19 protein-coding genes are annotated in these 25,750 nt (G+C 71.7%); 5 read left to right on the top strand and 14 right to left on the bottom strand.

The window, feature by feature from the left end:
• Window positions 1-45: 45 nt before the first annotated feature.
• The 3 genes from SM577_RS26345 to SM577_RS26335 all read left to right on the top strand — a co-directional run bounded on the left by SM577_RS26345 (window position 46) and on the right by SM577_RS26335 (window position 2,733).
• Window positions 46-267 (top strand): winged helix-turn-helix domain-containing protein, encoded by a 222-nt coding sequence (locus SM577_RS26345; RefSeq protein ID WP_474581792.1) that lies wholly within the window; start codon window positions 46-48, stop codon window positions 265-267.
• 90 nt (window positions 268-357) lie between these two features.
• Window positions 358-582: a GntR family transcriptional regulator gene (locus SM577_RS26340; RefSeq protein WP_302922855.1), complete on the top strand. Its 225-nt coding sequence runs from the start codon at window positions 358-360 to the stop codon at window positions 580-582.
• A 126-nt stretch (window positions 583-708) separates the two neighbouring features.
• On the top strand, window positions 709-2,733 hold the full coding sequence (locus tag SM577_RS26335; RefSeq protein ID WP_474588222.1) for a family 10 glycosylhydrolase: 2,025 nt from the start codon (window positions 709-711) through the stop codon (window positions 2,731-2,733).
• 54 nt (window positions 2,734-2,787) lie between these two features.
• Here SM577_RS26335 and glgB read toward each other — a convergent pair whose 3' ends face one another.
• The 4 genes from glgB to glgA all read right to left on the bottom strand — a co-directional run bounded on the left by glgB (window position 2,788) and on the right by glgA (window position 9,528).
• Window positions 2,788-4,890, bottom strand: coding sequence for a 1,4-alpha-glucan branching protein GlgB (gene glgB, locus SM577_RS26330; protein WP_302922856.1), 2,103 nt, complete (start codon window positions 4,888-4,890; stop codon window positions 2,788-2,790).
• A complete protein-coding gene (locus SM577_RS26325) occupies window positions 4,878-6,974 on the bottom strand; it encodes an alpha-1,4-glucan--maltose-1-phosphate maltosyltransferase (protein WP_474588221.1) in 2,097 nt (698 codons plus the stop codon). Before SM577_RS26325 ends, glgB begins: the two co-directional genes overlap by 13 nt.
• Before the next feature lie 157 nt (window positions 6,975-7,131).
• Window positions 7,132-8,196: a golvesin C-terminal-like domain-containing protein gene (locus SM577_RS26320; protein ID WP_474588220.1), complete on the bottom strand. Its 1,065-nt coding sequence runs from the start codon at window positions 8,194-8,196 to the stop codon at window positions 7,132-7,134.
• Between the two features lie 123 nt (window positions 8,197-8,319).
• Entirely contained in the window at window positions 8,320-9,528 is a 1,209-nt protein-coding gene (gene glgA / locus SM577_RS26315) for a glycogen synthase (RefSeq protein WP_474588219.1), read from the bottom strand.
• Window positions 9,529-9,599: 71 nt separating this feature from the next.
• On the opposite strand from glgA, the gene glgC reads away from it, so the two are divergent.
• Entirely contained in the window at window positions 9,600-10,832 is a 1,233-nt protein-coding gene (gene glgC / locus SM577_RS26310) for a glucose-1-phosphate adenylyltransferase (protein WP_302922860.1), read from the top strand.
• A gap of 74 nt (window positions 10,833-10,906) precedes the next feature.
• Window positions 10,907-12,550: a phosphoglucomutase (alpha-D-glucose-1,6-bisphosphate-dependent) gene (gene pgm / locus SM577_RS26305; RefSeq protein WP_302922861.1), complete on the top strand. Its 1,644-nt coding sequence runs from the start codon at window positions 10,907-10,909 to the stop codon at window positions 12,548-12,550.
• A 16-nt stretch (window positions 12,551-12,566) separates the two neighbouring features.
• Here pgm and SM577_RS26300 read toward each other — a convergent pair whose 3' ends face one another.
• The 10 genes from SM577_RS26300 to SM577_RS26255 form a co-directional block, all read right to left on the bottom strand.
• Window positions 12,567-13,496, bottom strand: coding sequence for an NAD(+)/NADH kinase (locus SM577_RS26300; RefSeq protein ID WP_302922862.1), 930 nt, complete (start codon window positions 13,494-13,496; stop codon window positions 12,567-12,569).
• Between the two features lie 213 nt (window positions 13,497-13,709).
• The gene (locus tag SM577_RS26295; RefSeq protein ID WP_474588218.1) at window positions 13,710-15,578 is read right to left on the bottom strand and encodes a polysaccharide biosynthesis protein; all 1,869 of its coding nucleotides are present in this window, start codon (window positions 15,576-15,578) and stop codon (window positions 13,710-13,712) included.
• A 138-nt stretch (window positions 15,579-15,716) separates the two neighbouring features.
• Window positions 15,717-16,979, bottom strand: coding sequence for a glycosyltransferase family 4 protein (locus tag SM577_RS26290; RefSeq protein WP_474588217.1), 1,263 nt, complete (start codon window positions 16,977-16,979; stop codon window positions 15,717-15,719).
• Between the two features lie 12 nt (window positions 16,980-16,991).
• Window positions 16,992-18,236, bottom strand: coding sequence for a glycosyltransferase family 4 protein (locus SM577_RS26285; protein ID WP_474588216.1), 1,245 nt, complete (start codon window positions 18,234-18,236; stop codon window positions 16,992-16,994).
• Window positions 18,229-19,134 (bottom strand): D-glucuronyl C5-epimerase family protein, encoded by a 906-nt coding sequence (locus SM577_RS26280; RefSeq protein ID WP_474588249.1) that lies wholly within the window; start codon window positions 19,132-19,134, stop codon window positions 18,229-18,231. The genes SM577_RS26285 and SM577_RS26280 overlap by 8 nt, the downstream gene beginning before the upstream one ends.
• A 5-nt stretch (window positions 19,135-19,139) precedes the next feature.
• Entirely contained in the window at window positions 19,140-20,342 is a 1,203-nt protein-coding gene (locus SM577_RS26275) for a glycosyltransferase family 4 protein (RefSeq protein WP_474588215.1), read from the bottom strand.
• Window positions 20,339-22,903 carry an O-antigen ligase family protein gene (locus SM577_RS26270; protein WP_474588214.1) on the bottom strand — a complete coding sequence of 855 codons (2,565 nt, stop codon included), beginning with the start codon at window positions 22,901-22,903 and terminating at the stop codon, window positions 20,339-20,341. The genes SM577_RS26275 and SM577_RS26270 overlap by 4 nt, the downstream gene beginning before the upstream one ends.
• A gap of 131 nt (window positions 22,904-23,034) precedes the next feature.
• Window positions 23,035-23,664 (bottom strand): acetyltransferase, encoded by a 630-nt coding sequence (locus tag SM577_RS26265; RefSeq protein WP_474588248.1) that lies wholly within the window; start codon window positions 23,662-23,664, stop codon window positions 23,035-23,037.
• 11 nt (window positions 23,665-23,675) lie between these two features.
• Window positions 23,676-24,824 (bottom strand): aminotransferase class I/II-fold pyridoxal phosphate-dependent enzyme, encoded by a 1,149-nt coding sequence (locus SM577_RS26260; protein WP_474588213.1) that lies wholly within the window; start codon window positions 24,822-24,824, stop codon window positions 23,676-23,678.
• A 107-nt stretch (window positions 24,825-24,931) separates the two neighbouring features.
• On the bottom strand, window positions 24,932-25,675 hold the full coding sequence (locus tag SM577_RS26255; RefSeq protein ID WP_474588212.1) for a sugar transferase: 744 nt from the start codon (window positions 25,673-25,675) through the stop codon (window positions 24,932-24,934).
• Between the last annotated feature and the right edge of the window lie 75 nt (window positions 25,676-25,750).

The following is a 25,750-nucleotide window of genomic DNA, read 5'->3' as shown; positions in this document are numbered from 1 at the left end:
AGACGGCGTGATCCGATGGAAGGTGCCGAACGAAGGAACCTCCACATGCCCATACCGACCGGCGGATACCGCGAGGTCGCCGAAGACCTCACGGCCCGCATCAAGAGTGGCGAGTATGCCCCCGGTGAACGATTGCCGACCTACAAGGAGCTTGCGGATCTCTACGAGGTCAGCGTGACCACGGTCCAGAGAGCAATCATCGTCCTCCAGACTCGGGGCCTGGTCGTCGGACTACAGGGTCGTGGACTCTGGGTCGCGGAGCGTTAAGGACACTTGCGCGAGCCTCCGGCCGCATCGAAGATCCCTCATGGGTAGAGGCTCTGGTCGATTCGCTGCTGTAGTCCAGGAGAGCCGATCATGCCGACCAGGCCACCGCACTACCGCCGCGTTGCTGACGACATCGAGCAGAAGATCAAATCCGGCGAGTATCCACCCGGTCACCAGTTGCCATCGGTTTCCGAGATCGGGGAGATCTACAACGTCGCCCGCTCGACGGCGTACCGAGCCGTCAAGGAGCTGCACGCGCGGAACCTGGTCTACGGGCAGCAGGGGCAGGGCGTATTCGTGGCGGAGCCCGAGTAGGCGCGGATCACGCCCTGGTGACGACGGTGCGGCTGGTGTCGGGTGCGCGGATCCTCGCCGTCGGGTGTCGCGCGGGCCGGTGAAGGATACTTGCGCAAAGCTCTGACGGCATCGAAGATCTCCTTCATGCGCAGAGACTTTGGTCGATTTCTCTCCGGGTCGGTGCTGGCGGTGGCGCTGACGCTCGGCGCCGCCGCGGCGGCCGACGCCCCCGGATCACCGTCCGTCCCGCCGGACGCCGTGCCGGTGGCCGCCGAGGCGGCCTGCGTGACCGACCCGGCCACCCCGAAACGACAGCTGCGCGCCATGTGGATCGCCAGCGTGGCCAACATCGACTGGCCCAGCCGCACCGGGCTCACCCCGGCCGCCCAGCAGGCGGAGTACCGGTCCTGGCTCGACCTGGCCCAGCAGCGGCGGATGAACGCCGTCGTCGTGCAGATCCGCCCCGCCGCCGACGCGTTCTGGCCGTCGACGTACGAGCCGTGGTCGCAGTGGCTCACCGGCACCCAGGGCGGCAACCCCGGCTACGACCCGCTGGCCTTCATGGTGGCCGAGGCGCACGCCCGCAACCTGGAGTTCCACGCCTGGTTCAACCCGTACCGGGTGGCCAACCACACCGACCCGAGCAGGCTGACGGCCAGCCACCCGGCCCGCACCAACCCGGGGTGGGCCGTCGCCTACGGCGGCCACCTCTACTACAACCCGGGCATCCCCGCCGTCCGCGCCTTCGTGCAGGACGCGATGATGGACGCGGTCCGCCGCTACGACATCGACGGCGTGCACTGGGACGACTACTTCTACCCGTACCCGGTCAGCGGGGTGACCTTCCCCGACCAGGCCACCTTCGCCCAGTACGGCGGCGGCTTCAGCAGCATCGCCGACTGGCGGCGCAACAACGTCGACCTGCTGGTGCGGGAGATGGGCGCCCGGATCCGGGCGGCGAAGCCGTGGGTCAGGTTCGGCATCAGCCCGTTCGGCATCTGGCGCAACGCCGGCACCGACCCGCTCGGCTCGCGCACCACCGGCCTCCAGTCGTACGACGCGATCTACGCCGACACCCGCCGCTGGGTGCGCCAGGGCTGGGTCGACTACATCGCCCCGCAGATCTACTGGCACATCGGCCACCCGGCGGCCGACTACGCGGAGCTGGTCCGCTGGTGGTCCGAGACGGTGACCGGCACCGACGTGCACCTGGTCGTCGGGCAGGCCACCTACCGTGCCGGCGCGGCCGGGCAGGACGCGGCCTGGCAGGACCCGGCGGAGCTGACCGACCACCTGACCCTGAACCGCAGCCACCCGCGCGTGGTGGGCGACATCCACTTCAGCGCCAAGGACGTGCGCGCCGACCGGATCGGCGCCGTCACCCGGGTGGCCGGCGACCACTACCGCCGGCCCGCGCTGGCGCCGGCCGGGGTGGGCGGCGCGGCGCCCGCCGCACCCAACCTCACCTCGGCGGTACGCGGCACCGGCGGCGTGACCCTGACCTGGCAGCGCGGCGCCACCGGCAGCACCGCCGCGTACGCCGTGTACCGGCTGCCCGGCGACGGCGCGGTGGACCCCTGCGACCTGGCCGACGCCCGGCACCTGCTCGGCACGGTCCGCGCCGCGGGCACCACCGGGACGTTCACCGACGCGACCGCGGGCGCCGGCTCGACGTACCGCTACCTGGTGACCGCGCTGGACCGGCTGCACCACGAGAGCCCGGCCAGCAACGCGCGGGTGGTCAGCGGCAGCGGCGGCACGTTCAGCGTGATCGTGGACAACGCCACCGCCGGTGGCTTCACCGCCGCCGGCAGCTGGGGCACGTCGTCGTACCTTCCGGCCCGGTACGGCGCCAACTACCGGTTCGCCGAGCCGCAGGCGGTCAGCGACCCGGCCTGGTTCACCGCGACGCTGCCCGCCGCCGGCTCCTACCGGGTCGAGGTCTGGTACCCGGCCGACCCCGGCTACAACAGCGCCACTCCCTACCTGGTGGCGACCGCGAACGGGACCGTGACCGTCCGGGTCGACCAGCGCGGCGGCGGCGGGCAGTGGCGGGTGCTGGGCACCTACGACCTCGCCGCGGGCACCCGCCAGGTGGTCGGGGTCAGCCGCTGGACCAGCACCCAGGGGTACGTCGTCGCCGACGCCGTCCGGATCACCCGGCTCTGAGCGCGCGTCCGTCGGTCGCGCCCGCCCGGCAGGTCGGGGCGGGCGCGCGCCGGTTCAGTCGCGGCGCAGCCAGAGCACGCCCAGCGGCGGCACCTGGAGCGCGGCGGAGGCCGGCATCCCGTGCCACGGCATGTCCTCGGCGTGCACCTCGCCCAGGTTGCCCACCCCCGACCCGCCGTAGTGGTGCGCGTCGGTGTTGAGCACCTCGGCCCAGGCGCCGCCGGACGGCAGCCCGACCCGGTAGTCCCGCAGCGGCCGGGCGGAGAAGTTCGCCACGCAGACCAGCGTGGAGCCGTCCGGGGCGATCCGGACGAACGACACGGTGTTGTTGGCGACGTCGTCACCGGCGATCCAGCGGAACCCGGCCGGCTCGGTGTCCTGCGCCCAGAGCGCCGGGGTGTCCCGGTAGACCGTGTTCAGGTCGCCGACCAGCCGCTGCACCCCGGCCCGGGCCGGGTCGTGCAGCAGGTACCAGTCCAGCCCGCGTTCCTCGCTCCACTCCCGGTCGTCGGCCAGCTCGCAGCCCATGAAGAGCAGCTGCTTGCCCGGGTGCGCCCACATGTACGCCAGCAGCGCCCGCACGGTGGCCAACCGCTGCCAGGTGTCGCCGGGCATCTTCCCGGCCAGCGAGCCCTTGCCGTGCACCACCTCGTCGTGGCTGATCGGCAGCACGTAGTTCTCGCTCCACGCGTACGCCAGCGAGAAGGTGAGCTGGTGATGGTGGTGCTGCCGGTAGATCGGGTCCTTCGAGGTGTAGAGCAGGGTGTCGTGCATCCAGCCCATGTTCCACTTGAAGCCGAAGCCGAGCCCGCCGTCGGCGGTCGACCGGGTCACCCCCGGCCAGGCCGTCGACTCCTCGGCGACCATCAGCACCCCGGCGTGGTGCTTGTAGACGGTGGCGTTGACCTCCTGGAGGAAGGCGATCGCCTCCAGGTTCTCCCGGCCGCCGTGCACGTTCGGCGTCCACTGCCCCTCCTGGCGGGAGTAGTCCAGGTAGAGCATCGACGCGACCGCGTCCACCCGCAGCCCGTCGACGTGGAACTCGGTCAACCAGTAGAGCGCGTTGGCGACCAGGAAGTTGCGCACCTCCCGGCGGCCGAAGTCGAAGACGTACGTGCCCCAGTCGGGGTGCTCGCCCCGGCGCGGGTCGGGGTGCTCGTAGAGCGGCGTGCCGTCGAAGCGGGCCAGCGCCCACTCGTCCTTGGGGAAGTGCGCCGGCACCCAGTCCAGGATCACCCCGATCCCGGCGCCGTGCAGCCGGTCCACCAGGTACCGGAAGTCGTCCGGGTCGCCGAACCGGGAGGTGGGGGCGTAGTAGCCGGTGACCTGGTAGCCCCACGAGCCGCCGAACGGGTGCTCCATCACCGGCAGGAACTCCACGTGGGTGAAGCCCAGCTCGGTGACGTACGCGGTCAGCTCGTCGGCCAGCTCCCGGTAGCCCAGGCCGGGCCGCCAGGAGCCCAGGTGCACCTCGTAGACGCTCATCGGCTCCTGGTGCGGCCGGCGGGCGGCCCGCCGCTCCAGCCAGGCGGCGTCGGTCCACTCGTAGCGGGAGTGGTGCACCACCGAGGCGGTGGCCGGCGGCACCTCCGCGTACGCGGCGAACGGGTCGGCCTTGTCCCGCCACTGCCCGTCGGCGCCGTGCACCCGGTACTTGTAGCGGGCGCCGACCTGGACACCGGGCACGAACACCTCCCACACCCCGCTGGCGCCGAGCGAGCGCATCGGCCAGCCGTCGTCCGGGGCCCAGCCGGTGAAGTCGCCGACCACCCGCACCCCGCGCGCGTTCGGCGCCCAGACCGTGAAGGCGACCCCCTCGTCGAAGACGCGGGCGCCGAGCGCCTCCCAGAGCCGCTCGTGCCGGCCCTCGCCGATCAGGTGCAGGTCCAGCTCGCCCACGGTGGGCGGGTAACGGTACGGGTCGTCGTGGACGGTGCCGTCGACCTCCAGCCGGTAGTCGAGCACGCTGCCCGGCACGACGGCCTCGAAGACGCCCGCGTCGTGCACCCGCTTCATCGGGTGCCGCTCCTCCCCGACCAGGACGCTCACGTCGCCGGCGCCCCGGCGCAGGGTGCGGATGGTGGTCCGGCCGTCGGCCGGGTGGGCGCCGAGCACGGCGTGCGGGTCGTGCGTCGCGCCGCTGATCAGCTGCTCCATCGGGCGTCGTCCTCCTGCGCGGGGGCGGTGGGGGCGGTGCCGCCCGACAGCTCGGCGGGCACGTCGGCGACGGTCAGCTCGGCCGGCGCCGGCACCGCCGGGGGCGGGGTGTCGGGAGCGGCCGGGCGGCGCACCGTCAGCACGTGCGCGGGTTGCAGGTACGGGTCGAGGCGGACCGCGTTGCGCTGCCCCCACTCGTACCGGGCGCCGGTCAGCTCGTCGTGCACGGTGAACCGCTCGTGCCAGTCGAAGCCGAGCGCCGGCAGGTCGAGCGTGGTGTTGCCCCACTGCACCTCGCGCGGGTCGAACGAGCAGACCACGATGACCGCGTTGCCGGTGTCCGGGTCGTGCTTGGACCAGCAGAGCAGCGCCGGGTTGTCGATGTCGTGGAAGACCAGGTTGCGCAGCCGGTGCAGGGCCGGATTGTCCCGGCGGACCCGGTTGAGGGTGGCGATGAACGGGGCCAGCGAGCGCCCCTGCGCCTGCGCGCCGGCCCAGTCCCGGGGGCGCAACTCGTACTTCTCGTTGTCCAGGTACTCCTCGGCGCCGGGGCGGGCGGTGTGCTCGAAGAGTTCGTAGCCGGCGTACATGCCCCAGGAGGGGGAGAGCAGGGCCGCCAGCACCGCCCGGATCTTGAACATCGGCGGACCGCCGTGCTGCAACGACTCGTGGAGGATGTCCGGCGTGTTCGGCCAGAAGTTCGGTCGCATGTAGTCGGCCGCCGCGACCAGCTCCGCGCAGTACGCCCGCATCTCGGCCGCCGAGGTGCGCCAGGTGAAGTAGGTGTACGACTGGGTGAAGCCGATCTTGCCGAGCCCGTGCATGATGGCCGGCCGGGTGAACGCCTCGGCGAGGAAGAGCACGTCCGGGTCGACCTGCTTCACCCGCCAGATCAGCCAGTGCCAGAAGTCGAACGGCTTGGTGTGCGGGTTGTCCACCCGGAAGATCCGGATGCCCTCGCCGACCCAGTGCAGCACCACCCGCAGGATCTCCGCGCGGATCCCCTCCGGGTCGTTGTCGAAGTTCAGCGGGTAGATGTCCTGGTACTTCTTCGGCGGGTTCTCCGCGTACGCGATGCTGCCGTCGGCCCGGGTGGTGAACCACTCCGGGTGCTCGGTCACCCAGGGGTGGTCCGGCGCGCACTGCAGGGCCAGGTCCATCGCCACCTCCAGGCCCTGCTCGGCGGCGGCGGCGATGAAGTCCCGGAAGTCCTCGGCCGTACCCAGGTCGGGGTGGATGGCGTCGTGCCCACCCTCCTCGGCGCCGATCGCCCAGGGCGAGCCGACGTCGTCCGGCCCGGCGGTGAGCGAGTTGTTGCGGCCCTTGCGGTTGATCCGGCCGATCGGGTGGATCGGCGGCAGGTAGAGCACGTCGAAGCCCATCGCGGCGACGCCGGGCAGGCGCTCGGTGGCGGTGGCGAAGGTGCCGGAACGGGCCGGCGCGTCGACGGTGGCCGGGATCGCCCCCTCGGAGCGGGGGAAGAACTCGTACCAGGCGGAGAAGAGGGCCCGCTCCCGGTCCACCCAGAGCTGGTACTCCGTGCCGGTGGTGACCAGTTCGCGCACCGGGTGCTCCCAGAGCAGCCCGGCCAGGTCGAGGGCCGGTGCGACCCGCCGGTGCAGGTCGACCTCGTCGTCGCGCAGCGCCGCCGCCGCCGCGCGGACCCGGTCCCGGTCGGCGGCCGGCACCAGCTCCACCGCCGCGGTCAGCACCCGGGCCCCCTCGGCCAGGTCGTTGGCCAGCTCGGCCGCGCCCTGACCCGCGGCGATCTTCTTGCTGACGGCGTTCTGCCAGGTGAGGTACGGATCCTGGAACGCCTCCACGGCGAAGGTCCAGGTGCCGACCGCGTCCGGGCGGATGGTGGCGTGCCAGCGGTCCTGGCCGGGCTCGCCGGGGCGCATCCGGGTGAACGGGCGCGGCCGCCCGTCGGGCCCACGCCAGACCACGTTGCAGCCGAGCGCGTCGTGGCCTTCCCGGTAGGCCCGCGCCGCGACCGGCACCGCCTCGCCGACAACTGCCTTGGCCGGGTAGCGACCGCACGAGACGACGGGGGAGACGTCTTCGATCGGGAAGCGACCAGTCACCGCTTCAACCTACTGCGGGAGATCGTCTCGCGCTCGGTCAAGCGTCTCCTTCCGGCCCGCGCGCGGACGCCACCACCGCCGGCCCACCTGCCCGGTGGACGGTGGCGGGACGCCCCGCGCGGTATCGGAGCCCGTGGCGGGCCGGAGCGGCCCGGACCTAGACCCGGGTGACCCGGACGGCGTCCGCCACGACGTAGCCGGTGGCGTTGGTCCACCGGCTCACCGCGAGCAGGTTGCGGTCACCGGCGGCGAGCGGGAAGGTGCCGAGCGAGCGCCAGACGCCGCCGTTGGAGCGCTGGTCCACGTTGACCGTCTGGTTGCCCGCGGAGGTGACGACGACGTGCGGGGCCGCGCTGCTGTAACCCGGGTCGGCCGGGTGTCGTACCTCGATCCGGTAGTTCCCGGCCGCCGGGATGTCGACCTTGAACCAGGCGGCGTCGCTGGCGGGGGTGGGGGTGGCGAAGCGGTAGTCGGCGCCGTAGCGCTGGCTGGAGTAGGCCGAGGTTCCCCAGTTGGTGCTCGCCGTGAACCGCCCGGCGGTGGCGTTGTCCACGATCACGCTGAAGGTGGGCGGGTTCGGGCTGCCCAGCCCCAGGTAGGTGGCGATGCCGTCGGCGTGACCCCGGGCGATGGCGGTGATGAAGTCGGCCCGCTTGAGCAGGTTCGCGTCGGCGAGGGTGTCGATGAAGAGGTTCTCGGTGAGCACCGCGGGCATTGTCGTCTCGCGCAGCACGTGGAAGTTGGCGGTCTTCGGCCCCCGGTCGGTGACCGAACCGACCGACCGCATGGCGGCGAGCACCTTCGGGTGCACCGCGTTGTGCAGGTTCACGGTGGCGGCGTCCGCCGTCGGATACCGGTAGCTCTCGAAGCCGGTGCCGCCGCCGGAGTTGATGTGCACGCTCACGAAGAGGTTCGCGCCCCAGGCGTTGGCGTCGTCGGTGCGGTAGGCCAGGCTGCGGGTGATGTCGGTCGTCCGGGACATGCGGACGTCCACGGCCCAGTTGGCCTGCAGGATGGTGCGCAGTTGCAGGGAGATGTCGAGCGTCAGGGCCTTCTCCTGCAGCCCGTTGCCGACCGCCCCGGGGTCGGTGCCGCCGTGGCCCGGGTCGATGTAGACCTTGGGCGACGCGGCCTGCACGCGGCCGCCGAGGAGGGGGACGGCCGCGGCGCCGGCGAGGGCCGCGAGCAGGGTACGTCGCCGCAGCGCCGAGTCATCGAACATGTGCACCTCGCTTGGGGATCAGCAAAGATCAACGACTCCCGAAATATAGCGGAGCGTCGATGCACATGAAAGATGTCTACGTGTTCGGATCTAATGGTCGAAGGTTTCCGTCCAACCGACCGCTCAGCCGGCGGCGCCCACCGACCGGTACACCTCCAGCGTCCGCCGGGCCACGGTGTCCCAGGAGAAGTGCTCCACCGTCCGGCGCCGGCCGGCCCGGCCGAACTCGGCGGCCCGCTCCGGGTCGGTTAGCACCTCGTTGATCCGGGCCGCCAGGTCGGCGACGAAGGCCTCCGGGTTCAGCGGTCGGCCGGAGCCGTCGGTGGCCTGCTCGATCGGCACCAGCAGCCCGGTCTCGCCGTCGGCGACCACCTCCGGGATGCCGCCGGTGGCGGTCGCCACCACCGCGGTCTCGCAGGCCATCGCCTCCAGGTTGACGATGCCCATCGGCTCGTAGACCGACGGGCAGACGAAGACGGTGGCGTGCGTGAGCACCTGGATCACCTCGTGCTTGGGCAGCATCTCGGCCACCCAGACCACCCCCGAGCGGGTGGCCCGCAGCTCGTGCACCAGGTTCTCCACCTCGACGGCGATCTCCGGGGTGTCCGGCGCGCCGGCGAGCAGCACGAGCTGGGTGTCCGGCGGCAGCGACCGGGCCGCCCGCAGCAGGTACGGCAGCCCCTTCTGCCGGGTGATCCGGCCGACGTACACCACGCTCGGCCGGGCCGGGTCGATGCCGAGCCGGTCCACCACGTCGGTGCCCGGGTCCGGCGCGTACTGCCCGGTGTCGATGCCGTTGTGCACCACCCGGACCCGCTCCGGGTCCACCGCCGGGTACGCGGCCAGCACGTCGCGGCGCATCCCCGCGCTGACCGCGATCACCGCGTCGGCGGCCTCCACCGCCGTCCGCTCGCACCAGGAGGAGAGCGCGTAGCCGCCGCCGAGCTGCTCGGCCTTCCACGGCCGCAGCGGCTCCAGGCTGTGCGCGGTGACCACGTGCGGCACCCCGTACAGCAGCTTCGCGGTGTGCCCCGCCAGGTTGGCGTACCAGGTGTGGCTGTGCACCACGTCGGTGCCGGCGCAGCCGGCCGCCATCTCCAGGTCGACCCCCATGGTGCGCAGCGCGGCGTTCGCGCCGGTCAGCCCGAACGGCTCGGCGTACGCGGTGACGCCCGGCTCGGTGCGCGGCGCGCCGAAGCAGTGCACCCGCACCTCGGCCAGCCGGCGCAGCTCCCGGGCCAGGTACTCGACGTGCACCCCGGCCCCGCCGTACACCTCCGGCGGGTACTCCCGGGTGAGCAGGTCGACGCGCAGCTGAGGGGTGTCGGTCACCCCCCGCACCCTAGTGCAGAAGTGTGCCTGTACGAGTGGTGAAGTGCGACGCGGATGGATAGCGTCGGAGCATGGCTGACAAGGTGCTCGCGATCGTCCTGGCCGGCGGGGAGGGCAAGCGCCTGATGCCGCTCACCACGGACCGGGCGAAGCCGGCCGTCCCCTTCGGGGGGATGTACCGCATGGTCGACTTCGTCCTCTCCAACCTGGCCAACGCCGGCTACCTCAAGATCGTGGTGCTGACCCAGTACAAGTCGCACTCGCTCGACCGGCACATCACCAAGACCTGGCGGATGTCCACCCTGCTGGGCAACTACGTGACCCCGGTGCCGGCGCAGCAGCGCCGCGGCCCCTGGTGGTTCGCCGGCTCGGCCGACGCGATCTACCAGAGCTTCAACCTGATCCACGACGAGCAGCCCGACTACGTGATCGTCTTCGGCGCCGACCACATCTACCGGATGGACCCGCGGCAGATGGTGGAGGACCACATCGCCTCCGGCGCCGGGGTCACCGTGGCCGGCATCCGGCAGCCGTTGGCGATGGCCGACCAGTTCGGGGTGATCGAGGTCGGCGAGGACGGCCGGCGGATCCGGGCGTTCCGCGAGAAGCCCACCGACGCGGTCGGCCTGCCCGACGCCCCCGACCAGATCTACGCCTCGATGGGCAACTACGTCTTCACCACCAAGGCGCTCTGCGACGCCGTCGAGCGCGACGCGGAGGACAAGTCCAGCAAGCACGACATGGGCGGCAGCATCATCCCGATGCTGGTCGAACGCGGCGAGGCGAACGTCTACGACTTCCGCGACAACGAGGTGCCGGGCAGCACCGACCGGGACCGCGGCTACTGGCGCGACGTGGGGACGCTCGACTCGTTCTACGACGCGCACATGGATCTGATCAACGTGCACCCGGTGTTCAACCTCTACAACTTCGAGTGGCCGATCTACACCGCGCAGCCACCGTTCCCGCCGGCCAAGTTCGTGCACCAGTGGGGCGAGCGGGTCGGCCGGGCGGTCGCCTCGATGGTGTCGCCCGGCGCGGTGATCTCCGGCTCGCTGGTGGAGAACTCGGTCGTCTCGCCGAAGGTGAAGGTGCACTCCTGGGCGCACGTCGACGGCTCGGTGCTGATGGAGGGCGTCGAGATCGGCCGGCACGCCGTGGTCCGCCGGGCCATCCTCGACAAGAACGTGTTCGTGCCCGAGGGGGCCGAGATCGGCGTCGACCTGGAGAAGGACCGGCAGCGCTACACCGTGTCCGACAACGGCGTCGTGGTGATCGGCAAGGGCCAGCGGGTCGAGCTGTGAGGCACCGCCACGTGTGACCCCGCCCGACCGAGGGAAAGAGTCAGCGTCCGTCCCCGCCTGAGGAGGTTGCCGCAGTGGCCCATCCCCGTGCCGGCCAGCCCGCCGAGCCCGCCGACCTGGTCGACGTGCCGCGGCTGGTGACCGCCTACTACGCCGAGCACCCGGATCCGCACGACCCGGCGCAGCAGGTCTCCTTCGGCACCTCCGGCCACCGCGGGTCGAGCCTGCGCAACGCGTTCAACTCCGACCACATCCTCGCCGTCACCCAGGCGCTCTGCGACCACCGCCGCGAGCGCGGCCCGGACGGCCCGCTCTTCCTCGCCCGGGACACCCACGCCCTCTCCGCCCCGGCCGCGGTGACCGCGCTGGAGGTGCTCGCCGCCAACGGGGTCACCGTGCTGGTGGACAGCCGGGACGGCTACACCCCGACCCCGGCGCTGTCGCACGCCGTGCTGACCCACAACCGGGGGCGCACCAGCGGGCTCGCCGACGGCATCGTGATCACCCCGTCGCACAACCCGCCCGACGACGGGGGCTTCAAGTACAACCCCACCCACGGCGGCCCGGCGGACACCGACGTCACGAAGTGGATCCAGGACCGGGCCAACGAGATCCTGGCCGGCGGGCTGACCGAGGTGAAGCGCGTCCCGTACGCCCGGGCCCGCGCCGCGGACACCACCGGGACGTACGACTTCCTCGCCCGCTATGTGGACGACCTGCCGGCGGTCCTCGACATCGACGCGATCCGCGCCGCCGGCGTGCGGATCGGCGCCGATCCGCTCGGCGGGGCGAGCGTGGCCTACTGGGGTGAGATCGCCGAGCGGCACCGGCTGGACCTGACAGTGGTCAACCCGACGGTCGACCCCACCTGGCGGTTCATGACCCTGGACGGCGACGGCAAGATCCGGATGGACTGCTCCTCGCCGAACGCGATGGCGTCGCTGATCGCCGCCCGGGCCGACTACCAGGTCTCCACCGGCAACGACGCGGACGCCGACCGGCACGGCATCGTCACCCCCGACGCCGGCCTGATGAACCCCAACCACTACCTCGCGGTGGCGATCGCCCACCTGTTCCGCACCCGCACCGAGTGGGGGCCGGCGGCCGCCGTCGGCAAGACCCTGGTCTCCTCGTCGATGATCGACCGGGTCGCCGCCGACCTGGGCCGCCCGCTGCTGGAGGTGCCGGTCGGCTTCAAGTGGTTCGTCCCGGGGCTGCTCGACGGCGCGGTCGGCTTCGGCGGCGAGGAGAGCGCCGGCGCGTCGTTCCTGCGCCGCGACGGGAGCACCTGGACCACCGACAAGGACGGCATCCTGCTCTGCCTGCTCGCCGCCGAGATCATCGCGACCACCGGGCGCACCCCCAGCCAGCACTGGACCGAGCTGGCCGAGCGCTTCGGCGCGCCCGCGTACGCCCGCATCGACGCCCCGGCGAGCCGGGCGGAGAAGGCGGTGCTGGCCAAGCTCTCCCCGGAGCAGGTGACCGCCACCGAACTGGCCGGCGAGCCGATCACCGCGACGCTCACCACCGCGCCGGGCAACGGCGCCCCGATCGGCGGGCTCAAGGTGACCACCGAGTCGGGCTGGTTCGCCGCCCGGCCCTCCGGCACCGAGGACGTCTACAAGATCTACGCGGAGTCGTTCCAGGGCCCGGAGCACCTGACCCGGATCCAGCAGGAGGCGAAGGACCTGGTCTCCGAGGTACTCAAGCAGGCCTGAGCCGCCCCGGCCCGGTTCAGCGCGGCGGCGGCAGTTCCCGGCGGTTGAGCTGCTGGCGCAGGTTCTCGGGAAGCAGCTCGCGCAGCTGCTCGGGGAGCAGCGGGAGATCCAGCAGGCTCAGCTTGAGCTGGTTGCGCTCCTGGTAGCGGCGCGGGTCCAGGCGGACGACCAGGCCGGCGTCCCGGCGGTAGCGCACCTGCACCGAACCCTCGGTCGCGGCGTCCCGGAGGATCACGCCGTCCATCTCGACGGCGACCGGCCCGGAGCCCGGACGCAGGTCCAGCCGGATGGTCTCCTCCGGGGAGAGCACGACCGAGCGGGAGATCCCGGCCATCGGCGCGGAGGGGGTGACCACCACCGCGTCGGTGGCGGGGGAGATCAGCGGTCCGCCGGCGGCGTAGCTGTACGCGGTCGACCCGGTCGGGGTGCTCACCACCAGCGCGTCGCAGCGGTAGTAGCCGTACTGCTGCCCGTCGACGGAGAGGGTGGCGTTGACGAAGCCGGCGCCGGGCTGGCGGACCAGCGCGATGTCGTTGAACGCGACCACGTCGTCGCCGCACACGTCGCAGGCCAGGCAGCTGTGCCGCTCGACGGTGAAGTCCTTGTTCGCCAGCCGGTCCAGCGCCCGCGGCAGGTCCGGCGGCTCCACCTCCACCAGGAAGCCCAGCTTGCCGACGTGCACGCCGAGCACGGGCTTCGGGTCGCGCACCGCGGAGCGCAGCGCGCCGAGCATGGTGCCGTCGCCGCCGATGGCGATCAGGGCGCTCGACGCGGCGGCCACCTCCGCGGCCGGCAGCGGCTCGGCCATCGCCGGCACCCGGTGCCGGTCCTCGGCGCGTACCGCCAGGCCCATCCCGTGCCGGGCCGCCCACTCGGCGACGATGCCGACCACCTCGGAGACGTCCCGGGTGGGGTGCAGCACCAGCCCGAGCCGGATCCGTTCCATGCCTCCACCTCACCACATTCCGGACGCCCGGAACGGCCGTACCGGTGAGGGGTCAGGCGGTCTGGAGACGGTTTCCCGGTTTCCCGTGGAGGACGGGGCGTGGCCGTGCCGGTCGCCTCGGCCACGCCCCGTCGATCGACGTTGCCGCCCCTGGACTTCGCTCTCCTCGAGCCCGGGCGCCGGCGCCTTGGCGGCGCCCGGTCCTCTCCCGCCTCAGCGGGCCAGCGGTGCCTTCCGGGGAGAGACGACCGGTTCCGTCGGCTGGGCGCAGAGCAGCGCGAGTTGCGCGATGATCTTCTCGGGATCGTCGTAGGGGTCGAGTCCACTGGTCTCGATCGGATCGAGCGGTGGCACCGCCACGTGCGAGATCAGCGGGTGTAGCGGGCGGATGTCCGTCTCACCGGTGCCGAGCAGGTCCTCGTGCAGCTTCTCGCCGGGTCGTAGCCCGGTGTAGACGATCTGGCTGGAGCTGTCTGCCTGGCTGATCATCTTCCGGGCCAGGTCGTCGATCCGCACCGGCTCACCCATGTCGAGAACCAGCGCTTCCCCGTCGCGTCCGATCTGTGCCGCCTGGAGCACCAGGTGCACCGCCTCCTGCACGGTCATCAGGTAGCGGGTGACATCCGGATGGGTGACGGTCACCGGTTGGCCGGCCTCGATCTGCCGCTGGAAGGCGGTCACCACCGAGCCGCGACTGCTCAGCACGTTCCCGAAGCGGACGCTGAGGAAGGTGCCCGGATAGCGGGCCGCCGCGTGCGCGGTCAGCCGCTCGGTGATCCGCTTCGAGTAGCCCAGGACACTGATCGGATCGGCCGCCTTGTCGGTGGAGATGTTGACGAACTTGGCCACGTCCCGGCAGGCGTCCAGAACTGCCAGCGTGCCCCAGACGTTCGTCTTGATCGCCTCGCCCGGATGGCGCTGCAACAGGGTCAGGTGCTTGAGCGCCGCAGCGTGGAAGATGATCTCGGGACGCCGTTCCTCGATGATCCGCCGGATCCGCTCGTCATCGCGGAGGTCGGCGAGGATCAACTCCGGACCGTCGAGCAGCGCCCGCCCGGAGAGCGCCATCTGGAGGCTGTGCAGGGCCGATTCGTCGCGATCCAGCATCATCAGCTCGCCGGGGTCGGCCTGCATGATCTGCCGGCAGAGCTCCGAGCCGATCGAGCCTCCCGCGCCGGTGACCAGGATCCGTCGCCCGGTCAGCCCGTTGCCCGGCAGAGCGAGGTCACCGACCACCTGGCGGCGACCGAGCAGGTCGCTGATCTGCACGTCGCGGACGTCTGTGACGGTGATCCGGTGGTCGACGAGATCCCGTACCGGTGGCAGCACCTTGAACGCCGCGCCGGTCTGTAGCGTCGCCTCCCGGATCTGGCGGATCAGTGCGGCGTCGGCGTTGGCGACGGAGAAGATCAGGGTGGTGGCACCGGTGCGGCGGATCGCTGCGCTGACGTCGTGCCGGCCCCCCAGCACGCGTACGCCGGCGATGCGGAGGTTCCGCTTCGCGGGATCGTCGTCAAGGACGCCGACGGGCAGGTACCGGCCGAGCGGATCGCCGAGCATGGCCCGTAGAAGACCTTGTCCGGCATCGCCGAGCCCGAAGAGCAGCACCGGCGTTGCGGAGCGGGCGTCCGGTCGCATGGCGAGGTCGTACCGGTGCCGGTAGGCGAGGCGCGCGGCGAACATCAGCAGCAGTGTCAAGGCGCCGCCGATGAGTGGCGTGCTCGCTGGCACCGGTCGCGGCGCCGAGGGCACCAGGGCGAGCAGCACGATGCCGGCCGTGGTGGCCGTGGTGCCGGCCAGACCCCGGATCTCCTGGACGCTGCCCAGGGGGTGGTGGCCGGAGTGCGCCCGTCGGATGAGGGAGAACGTCACGTGCAGGACGGCGGCGAGCGCACCCACGCCGGCGGCATTTACCAGTTGGTCTCCGGTGGGCTCGAATTCGTAGCGGGCCCAGGCGGCGGCGAGAAAGCCGCCGATCCAGGCAGTGGCGTCACCGACGAGGAAGGCGGCGGTGACCTGACTCGATCTGGTACGACGGCGAGCTGTTGCGGTGCCTTCGGTGCTCCGTGCTTCCGGCGGCATCTACCACTCCCTGTGGGGTCTCCTGGTCCCTTCCGCAGACGTACGGAAGCGGCCTGTCTAAGCCCTTTAGTACTTACAGGAAGTTTTGTCGGGCTATGCGAAGCTTCGCGTTTAGAGTCCGTTTTTTCGGACGAACGGTCAGGGTTTGCTGGCCGTCCCCTTCGGGAGCCGGCCGTCCATCGCCTCTCGGCCGGCGGCGCGGGCCGTCCGTCGGCCGCCGACGGCATCGTCGAGGACCTGCTGCAACCGCGACGCCATCGCGGTCCGGGAGCGGTGTCTGTCAATGTAGGCGCGCCCCCGCGCCCCCATCTGCCGGAGGATTTCCGGTTGCTGTTCCACCAGCTCACGCAGGCCGACGACGAGCTTGCCCGGTTCTACCGCCGCACCGGAGGACGACTCACGGACGATGTCGTGTGGCTCGCCCGGACAGTTGGTGACCACGGGTATCCCCGCCGCCAGGTAGTCGTAGAGTTTGTTCGGGCTGGCCCCCATCCGGAACACCTCGGCGTCGGCCAGGACATGCACGCCGATGTCCGCCCCGCCGAGGATGCCGGCCAGCTCCGCTTTGGGAATCAGATCGAGGAAGTGCACGTTCGCAAGCCCTTCGGCCTGTGCCCGGGCGACCAGGCGCGGCTTGTCGATGCCGTCACCGATCAGCGCGAAGGTGTGCTCCGGCAGCTCGGCGGCCGCGTCGAGCAGTTCGTCGAGACCGTTCGCCTGACCATGGGCGCCGGCGAACACGATCAGGCAGCCACGGACCGGGAGGCGGTCGCGTAGCGGGGTGTACTGGTCGTGACGGAGAGCGAATGCCGAGGGCTCGGCGCCGTTGCTCACCCACGCCAGCTTCTTCTCGTCGATACCCAGCGACCGGAAGTACGACCGCCAGCCGTCGGCCACCATCACGATCCGGTTCGCCCGCCGGTACAGCCACAGTTCGAGCCCGGAGAGCACGCGATGCAGCCACGAGCCACGGCGCAGGTAACCCGTCCCGACCATCGACTCCGGCCAGAGATCCCGGATCTCGAGCACGAACGGAACCCGCCAGAAGCGAGCCGCGAGCCACCCGGCGACCGGGGCGAGGATGTGCGGCGACGAGGCGTAGATCAGGGCGGGCCGGCGGCGCAGCACCGAGCGCAGCAGCGCCCCGGCCGAGTATCCCACCCAGTTCAGCACGCGACGATGGTCGTTGCGGGTGTAACCGGGTACGCGGACCCGCACGAAGTGGGGCTCGCGGCCCCTGAAACGGCGACGCGAGTAGACGTCCCGATCACCGGCGATGATCGTCCAGTCCCAGCCGGTCAGCCGGCTGAACAGCTCCACATGCCGGGTACCGCCCGGCTCGGAGACGGGTTTCGCGTAGTGGTTGAGTACGAGCACGTGCGGGCGACGCGTATGCGTCATGGTGTCTCCTCGTCATGCCGTGCGGTCGGGAACCAGTGCCGGTGCGGCCGGCGCTGATCCGGTCGACAGCCGTCGGTAGAACGCCTGCATCGCCGACACCTGTCGGGACCATCGCTCGGAGGTCTCGATGAACCGGCGGTTGGTCGATCCGTCCTGCGAGGGCAGCGGCCGTGCCGTACGCAAGGCGCCGACCAGCTCGTCGATCACCGGCTCGGCCAGTAGCTGCGCCACCAGACCCTCGGCGATCAACTCCCGGTACGGCGGCAGGTCGGACAGCAGCAGGCGGCATCCAGCGAGCGCCGCCTCCAGGACGGAGGAACTGCGCTGGTCCCATCGGGGCACCGAGACGGCCAGGTCACTGGCGCGCATGAGCGCGAATGTCTCCAGTGGGGTGAGCGTCCGTCGTACCAACGTCACCCGTCCGGGTAACGCCTCGGCCAGGTCGGTCGCCCGGTCGAGGCATCCGGCGCGGGCGGCCGCCGCTGCGACCTCGGCCGGCTCGTGCCCGGCGAGCAGCACCAGGTGCAGGTCGGTCCGGTCGTTCGCGACGCGCGCGAAGGCACGGAGGATCTCGTCGGTCCGATAGACGGGTGCGGCGCTACGCATCGAGAGCACCACGGTGGCCTCGCCCGGAATCCCGAACTGCCGACGTACCTCAGCCCGCCGGACCGTGTCCCGCAGGTCGAACAACGCGTCGTCGACGCCCCAGGACAGCGTCGCGGTGCGAGCCGCCGGAACGCGATACCGGGCCCTGACCTCCTCGGTCACCGACTCGGACGTGGGCAGCACCAGGTCGGCCCGACGGAATGCGGCCCGGGTGACCAGGCTGCGCAAGGGAGAGGCGACCGCCACTCGCAACTCGCTGCCCCACGGCGTCACCACCCGAGCGGCGCCGTTCGGCAGGGCGAGGGACAGCAGTCCCGCTCGTCCCACCGAGTGAACGTGCACCACGTCCGGCCGTACCTGGCGAACCTGCCTGCGCAACCACCAGGCGGTACCGAGCAGCCGCCACACGCCGGCGAACCGTCCGCCGGGCGTCCGCCCCTGCCGCGGCGGGACGCGCACCTCGATGTCGGGCAACGGGTCGGCGGGCGCCCAACTGGCCATCACCACGCGGTGTCCCCGGTCGGCGAGCGCCGTCGCCCAACGCCGAGTGTGCACCGAGTGCGCCGGACCGAGCAGCAGCACGGCGGGCGGCGTGGTCGCGGCGCCGCCGGGTCGTCCCTGGACGGTTGACGGGCGTTCCGGCTCACCCATTGCGCTGCCGCCACACACCGATGGCCTTAACCATCCGCGCCCGTAGCTGGCACCGCGGATCCCGCAGGTTGCGTTGCCAGCGCTCGGCGGTGGCGTCGAACACGGCCAGGCCGGTCATCGTGGCGGTGGCGCGCAACAGGGAGATGTGCAGTGCGTGGTAGTTCGCCGACGCCGGCCATGGCCACCGCCGGTCGTACCGTGACCACCAGCCGAGGTCGAAGGCGTCGAGCTCGTCGGCGAGCCGTTCGACGACGAGGAGGTGCGCGTCGCCGCCGGTGCGGTGCTGGTGCTCGATGAGCCCGAAGAGCGCGAACAGCGCCCCGTTGAGCACCTGGCTCGGTGGGTCCGACGGGCACTCTTCCAGGAATGGCCGACCGCACTGGTCGTAGTCAGCGCAACCGCCCCGGCTGACCGGACGCAGCAGCAGGTCGATGGCCGCGTCGGCGGCGTCCAGGAAGGAGCCGTCCCCGGTCAGGTCGTACGCCCGCAGCAGGGTCGAGGCCGCCATGCCCTGAGCCATCCCGGAGTACCACCCCGGCGCGACGTCGTAGCGAGGCACCGGCACCGGATAGCGCCAGCCGCCGGCGGTGTCCTGGTTTGCGCGCAGCCACCGGGCCTGCGTCAGGAACGGTTCGAAGTGCTCCGGGCCCGCGCCGGAGACGCCCAGCGCCCGGTTGTGCTCGCCGAGGGCGTACAGGCACATCGACACCGGATTGGGATACGGCTTCCCGGTCGGTCCGAGCGCCATCACCACACCGTGCTCGTCAAACCCGGTGCCGCCCGGCAGTTCCGTCCAGACCAGGGGGTACGGACCGCGTCCGTCCCGGCGCGCGTCCGGCGCAACGGGGTAGCGACGTATCCGCAGGTCGCGAACGCCCCGAGCAAGCAGGGTGCGCATCGCCGTCACGGCCGCACTCCCGCCCGTTCGGCGAGCGCGTCGCGGTACACGGCCTCGACATCCGCCACCGTCTGCTCGATGTCGAAGCGGCGCAGGCAGCGCAACCGGCCGAGGCGCCCCATCTCCCGGCGACGCTGCGGGTCGGTGAGGAGGTCGGCGACGGCGTCGGCGAGGGCGGCCGCGTCACCCGGCGGCACCAGCAGGCCGGTTTCGCCGTGCTGGACGGTGTCCGGCAGGCCACCGACGTCGCTGGCCACGGCGCCCTTCTCCATCAGCAGCGCCTCGATCATCGCGTAGCAGGCCGACTCCTCAAGAGAGGGGTTGACCAGGACGTCCATCGCGGCAAGGACGTTCTGGATGTCCGACCGGTGACCCGTGAAGTGCACCCGCCCTTCGACCCCCAGGCGAGCGGCCCGGTCCTCCAGCGACCGGCGGTAGTCGCCGTTGCCGACGAACTCGTCGCCCACCACGAAGACGTTGGTGTCCGGCACGCGTGCCAGCAGCCGCGGCACCGCGTCGATCAGCACCTCGTGACCCTTGACGCCGACGTCCCGGAAGGCTCGCATCCGGGTGGGATACATGTGTGCCACCATCCCCACCGTCGGTGTGTCCGGAGACAGGCCGAATTCCGTTCGGAAGGCGTCTCCGGACGTGGCCGGGTCCAGCCGGTGCACGTCACAGCCGTAGTGGCTGACCGCGACGCGCCGTGCGCCGAACCGCCGGTAGCGCTCGGCGAAGGCGGTGCAGGAGCCGATCAGCACGTCTGCCCGGGAAAGCGTGGCCAGGTCGATCCGGCGGAGGATCGGGCTGCGCAGGTGGTTGATCCCGGTGACCTGGTTGATGTGCAGGCCGCGCCCGCCGACAAGGCTGGCGATCCGGCACGCGACGTTGGCCTTGAGCAGGTGCGCATGCACCACGTCCGGCCGGAACTGGCGGATCAGCCGCACCAGGCGGAGTTCGGCCGCCGCGACCCGGGGCAACTGTCCGGGACGCCAGCCGCACAGCGGGACGATCTCGGTGGGTACGTCCGCCGCCCGCAGCCGGTTGGCCAGCGGCCCCTCGCCGGGCAGCACGGCCCGGACCTGGTGCCCACGACGGGCCAGACCGACCACTTGGTCGTGGAACCAGGAGCCGCCGTCGGGAGTCGTCGTCACCTGGAGGATCCGGAGCGGGCGGTCGGTACCGGTGTCGGCGCGCGATGGGCTCATGGAGTTCTCCTCGTGGCTACGGCGTGGAGGATCACGAACGGAATGAGGACCGGCAGCGTGAGCAGGGGCTCGCCGGTCAGCGAGCAGACCGCTACGCCGATGCCGGCGAGTATCGCCCCCTCGGCCGTCCAACCTGCCCGCGACCGGTAGTCCCGCCAGACCGGCTGGTAGATGCGCCAGAGCAGGACGCCGAGCAGCACCACCCCGAGCACGCCGGTCTCGACGAGCACCGTGAGGTAGAAGTTGTGCGGATGCGACAGCAGGCTCAGCTGTGACGTGGGCTGGTACCAGGCGTTGGTGGCCTGCTGAGCGAAGTAGTCGGGAAGCCTGCTGTTGAACCCGAGGTAGCCCACGCCGACGAACGGGTGGTCCATCGCCATGCGCAGGGCGGCCGACCACAGGTCGACCCGGAGCGCGGCGGACAGGTCCAGGGCGCCTCCGGTACTGGTCTCGCTGATCCGGTTGGCGATCGTGTCCGGCAGGAGGGCGGAACCGGAAACGCCGAATGCGGCGGCCACCACCGCTGTCACCCCGACCCACAGCCCGGCCCGGAGCAGCCGACGGACGGCGAAGCAGAGCAGCACGGCGATCGCGCCGAGGTACGAGGAGCGGCTGTAGGAGTAGCCGATCCCCAGCACGGCCCCCAGTAGCGCGGCGATGGAGACGAGCCGTAGGACCAGTGGCGCCGGCCGGGACAGCCGGGCGAGTAGGACGGCGAGGGCGAGCACCAGCATGGGCCCCCAGGCGTTGCGATTCACCGCCGTAGGGGTGATCTCGGTGATCTGCGCCGGCCCGCCGGAGCGCAGCGTCTCCAGGGTGTGCAGCACACCGACGGCCGTGGCGGCGAAGGCGAACACCAGCACTGCTCGCCGGTCCCCGGGGGTGCCGCGCATTACCAGCGGAAGGCAGACCACCGGTACGGCCACCACCGCTACCGGAGCGATCGCGGTCAACGGCTGGAACTGGGCGTCATTGACCATCGTGCCGACCAGCAGCAGAGCGATCAGGCCCGCGACCAGCCAGCCGCAGGTGGGATCGCGCCAACATGCCTGACGGCGCAGGATGGTGCCGACCAGACAGCACAGCGACAGTAGAAGCAGTTCGGTGGTGCCTACCGTGTACGGCTCCGGTAGCTGCGTGGCGGGTGCGCCAAGTGCGAGGCCGTATACGCCCAGCACCGGCACCAGCAGCACGGCCGCCACCAGCACTGCGCCGAGGACCAGCAGGGTCAGCGGTCCGGGCCTCGTCCCCGTCTGGACGGCGATCAGCCCGCAGGCTACCGCCGCGGCCAGGACCAGGCCGGCGAACAGCAACGGGCGTGAACCGCTCGGCTCGGGAGGCCGGGGGCTTCTCCGTCGCCGTCCGACATGTCGGCGGGTCGGATCGGCACGAAGGAACGCGGGTGCTATCACCACCGCGTACACCAGGTAGCCGGCGGACACGGCCAGCCCAGCGCCGGTGGCACCATGGTCCGGCACCAGCACGGCCATGCCGGACAGCCCGACCACCGTTCCGGCGAGCGCCGCGATGGTCGTGGCGACCGGCCGGTCGGTCGCGGTGAGGTAGCTCTGCAGCACCCGGGCGAGGGCGAAGATGGCGACGCCCGGCAGGAGCGCCCAGAGAACCGGCACGGCGGACGCGAAGTCGGCGCCATAGAGCATCGGCACCACTGTCGGTCCCACGGCCGCGAGCGCCCCGGCGCCGGCGGTGGTGACCAGCAGGGTCAGGGTGCCCAGCCGAGCCACCGACCGCCAGTCGGCGGCACCGTTGGCCACCGTGGGCACCAGCACCAGGCTCACCGCGACCGGAACGATCAGCAGGACCTCGGCGAGTGCCAGCGCCACCGAGTAGACGCCGACCGTGCTCGCCCCGACCAGCATCTGGATCACCGGGATCTGCGTGCGGATCATGCCGAACTGGGCGAGGTTCGGCAGGTACGCGCGGCGGGCCGACGACCGGTACTCGTCGTCTACGCCGGGCTCCGCACCGGCCGATCCGGCGGGTCGGGCCCGCCGTAGCAGGGTCACGAGGCCGACGAACTGGCCCACGGCGTACATCGCCATGACGGTCGCAGGAGTGGCCCGACCGGCGGCCACCACGGCCCCGAGACCGAGGAGGTAGACGCCGAGGGACGCCACCACCACCAGGTTGTACGCCGAGGCACGCCCCCGACCGATCTCGGTCGCACCCAGCAGCGTGCTCAGCAGTACCACCGGGCACATGGCGAGCGTCAGACCGAACGTCACCGGGTCGAGTCCGAGCCGGACCTCCGGGCCGATCATCAGCCCGGCCGCGGCCCAGAGCGCGGCCAGTCCGGCGCCTACCGTGACGACGTATCGCCGGGTGGTCTGGACGGTGTGCCGGTGTGCCGCCGCGGAGCGGCCGGCCAGCCTCAGATTCGCGGTGTCCAGGCCGGCCGCGCAGAGGGTGCTGAACACCGCGGTGCTCGCGATCGCGACAGCGAGCAGACCGCGGTCGTGCGGGCCGAGCGCCCGGGCCGTCAGCACGCCGGCGACGAGGCTGATCAACAGCGAAGTGACCCGTGCCCCGGCAGTGCTCATGGCGGCACCGGCCAAGCTGCCCAGGCTCGGTCCCGAGGTGTTCCGTCCTGGATCGCCGCTGGTTCGCCCGCCAGCGGCGTGCCGACCGGTGGTCGGGTCCACGGGCGGGCTGACCAAGGTGCTGCCGCCGCTCATCGGGCCGGCACCCCCTTGACCACCGCGCCCGCTGGCACGTCGCGGACCACGCACGCCCCCGCGCCGACGACGCTGCCGGCACCGACCCGCAACCCCTGCAGGACAGCGGCGGTGGTTCCCACGAGCACGCCCTCGGCAAGGTGGCAGTCGCCGGAGACGGCGGCCAGCGGGTTGACGGACACGTAGTCATCGAGCTGACTGTCATGCCCCACGGTCGCGTTCTGGTTGAGGTGCACGTGCCGGCCGAGGGTCACGTTGGTGGTGACCCGAGCGCCGGCGAAGACCACCAGACCCTCACCGTGCGCGAGGTCCGACCCGACGGTGGCGTCAGGGTGCACGGCGGTGGCGGCGGGTAGCCCGTAGGCGTCGAGCCGTTCTCCCACCACGCGGCGGACCCGCGGATCACCGATGCCGATGAGGAAGTGGGTGTCCGCGGGTGCCTCCCGCAGCCAGGAGAGGCCGCCGAGGAACGCCGCGTCGAGCTGCCGCACCCGCTTGAGGTTCGCTTCCGCGGGACGGTCGTCGACGAAGCCGAGGAACCGGTATCGGGGTTCCGGCCGGAGGTCGTTCATCGCGCGGACGATCGTCAGCACCTCACGTCCGTGCCCGCCACACCCGACGATCACCAAGTTGGTCGTCACGCTCGCGCCGCCCCCGTCCGCTGCGCGACGAACTCGTCGATTCCGTTGAGGACGCGGCTCACCTGGCCGTCGTTCAGGGCGGAGCCGCTGGGCAGCGTCAGGCCCCGGGCGAAGAGCCGTTCGGCGGCCCCGGTGAGCAGGCTCTGCTCGCCCGCGAAGACCGGTTGCAGATGCATCGGCTTCCACACCGGACGGGTCTCGACACCGAGACCCGCCAGGTGGGCACCGAGTTCCGACGCCTGCCATCCGGCCTGCTCGGGGTCGACCACGATGCTGGTGAGCCAGCAGTTGGACGAAGCGTCGTCCTCCCCGAGCAACCGCACACCCGGGACCGGCGCGAACAGCTTGGCGTACTGGTCGCGCAGTCGCCGGCGTCGACCGATCATCGAGTCCAGCCGCACCAACTGGGCCCGCCCGAGAGCGGCGAGCAGGTTGCTCAGCCGGTAGTTCCAGCCGGTTTCCCGGTGCTCGTAGTGCGGTACCGGCTCCCGTGCCTGGGTTGCGAGATGCCGGGCGCGGGCGAGCAGTTCGGTGTCGTCGGAGACGAGCATGCCGCCGCCGGACGTGGTGATGATCTTGTTGCCGTTGAAGGAGAGGGCCCCCACCCTCCCGAACGATCCGGCCGGCCGGCCTCGGTGGCTGGCGCCAAGTGCCTCGGCCGCGTCCTCCACGACCGGTACCCCGGCTTCGGCGCAGACCGGCAGCAGGGCGGTGTAGTCGACGCAGCTACCGAACATGTCCACCGGAACGACGGCACCAACCCGCTCGCCGGCCGAGGTGAGGTTGTTGAGCAGGTCCACGAGCAGGCCCACGTCGAGGTTGCCGGTCTGCGGGTCGCAGTCCACGAAGACCGGTCGCGCGCCGGTGTAGCGGACGGCGTTGGCGGTGGCGATGAAAGTGAGGGTCGGGACGACCACCACGTCGCCGGGTCCCGCTCCCACCCCCAGGAGAGCGAGATGGAGGGCAGCCGTTCCGGTCGTGACCCCGACGGCGCCGCGGGTGCCGACGCGGGCGGCTACCTCCCGCTCGAAGGCATCCAGGTCAGGACCGACCGGAGCGACCCACCCCGAGCGCAACGCGGCGATCAGGTACGACTCCTCCAGTGGCCCGACATCGGGCGGTGACAGGTGGACAGGTCGGCTCATGGGTTCCCTTCCCCTTGAGGATCGCCACAGCACTGGGCATTCGCTCGGCGTCCGCGTGGGTTGCGGCGGCTCGGTCGAGCCGGCTGGATCGCGACCGAATCGGCGGATCACTTCATTGATGGACGGCGGTTCGTCTGCACTGCGGGCGGCGCCGCGATGGTCCTGGTGGCCGGCGAGAAGTGCGGCCGGCGGGCGACAATCTCGCCGGGGCTGCCGTGGAAGGTCGGGGCGGTTGGCATCCCGCATGCGCTGATGCCCTCCCGACGGAGGACGGTGCGGGCGGTCTCCAGCAGGATCGACAGATCGAGGCGAAGGCTCCGGTTGTCGACGTACCAGACGTCGTAGTCGAACTTCTCCTCCCAGCTCAGGCCGTTACGGCCGCGGACCTGGGCCAGCCCGGTGACGCCGGGGCGGACCTCGTGCCGGCGGGCCTGGGTGGGGGAGTAGCGGGGCAGGTACTCCGGCAGCAGCGGCCGCGGCCCGACCAGGCTCATGTCGCCGCGCAGCACGTTCCACAAGGTGGGCAGCTCGTCCAGGCTGGTGGCGCGCAGCCAGCGGCCCAGCGGGGTGAGCCGGTCGCCGTCGGTGACCAGCCCGCGACCCGGGTCGGGTGGCCGCATGGTGCGGAACTTGACCACGTCGAAGAGCCGGCCGTGCAGCCCGGCGCGGCGCTGGCGGAACAACACCGGGCGGCCGAGGCCCAGCGCCACCAGGAGCGCCACCAGGGCCAGCGCCGGGGTGGCGAGCACCAGCAGCACGGCGGCCACCGTCACGTCGAGGATCCGCTTGCCCCGGTCGAGCCGGCCCTGCTGCCGCGGCGGGCGCTCGGGCGCAATCACGAGACCAGGCACGGTTCGACCTCCCGCAACAGTCGTCTGGATAAAAGGGTTTTATCAGGCAAATAGCTCGCACCGGCACCGAATCGC

The sequence above is a fragment of the Micromonospora desertarenae genome (genome assembly GCF_056150265.1).
Note: the sequence above shows the minus strand (reverse complement) of the source record. Positions and strands in the feature narration are given on the sequence as shown.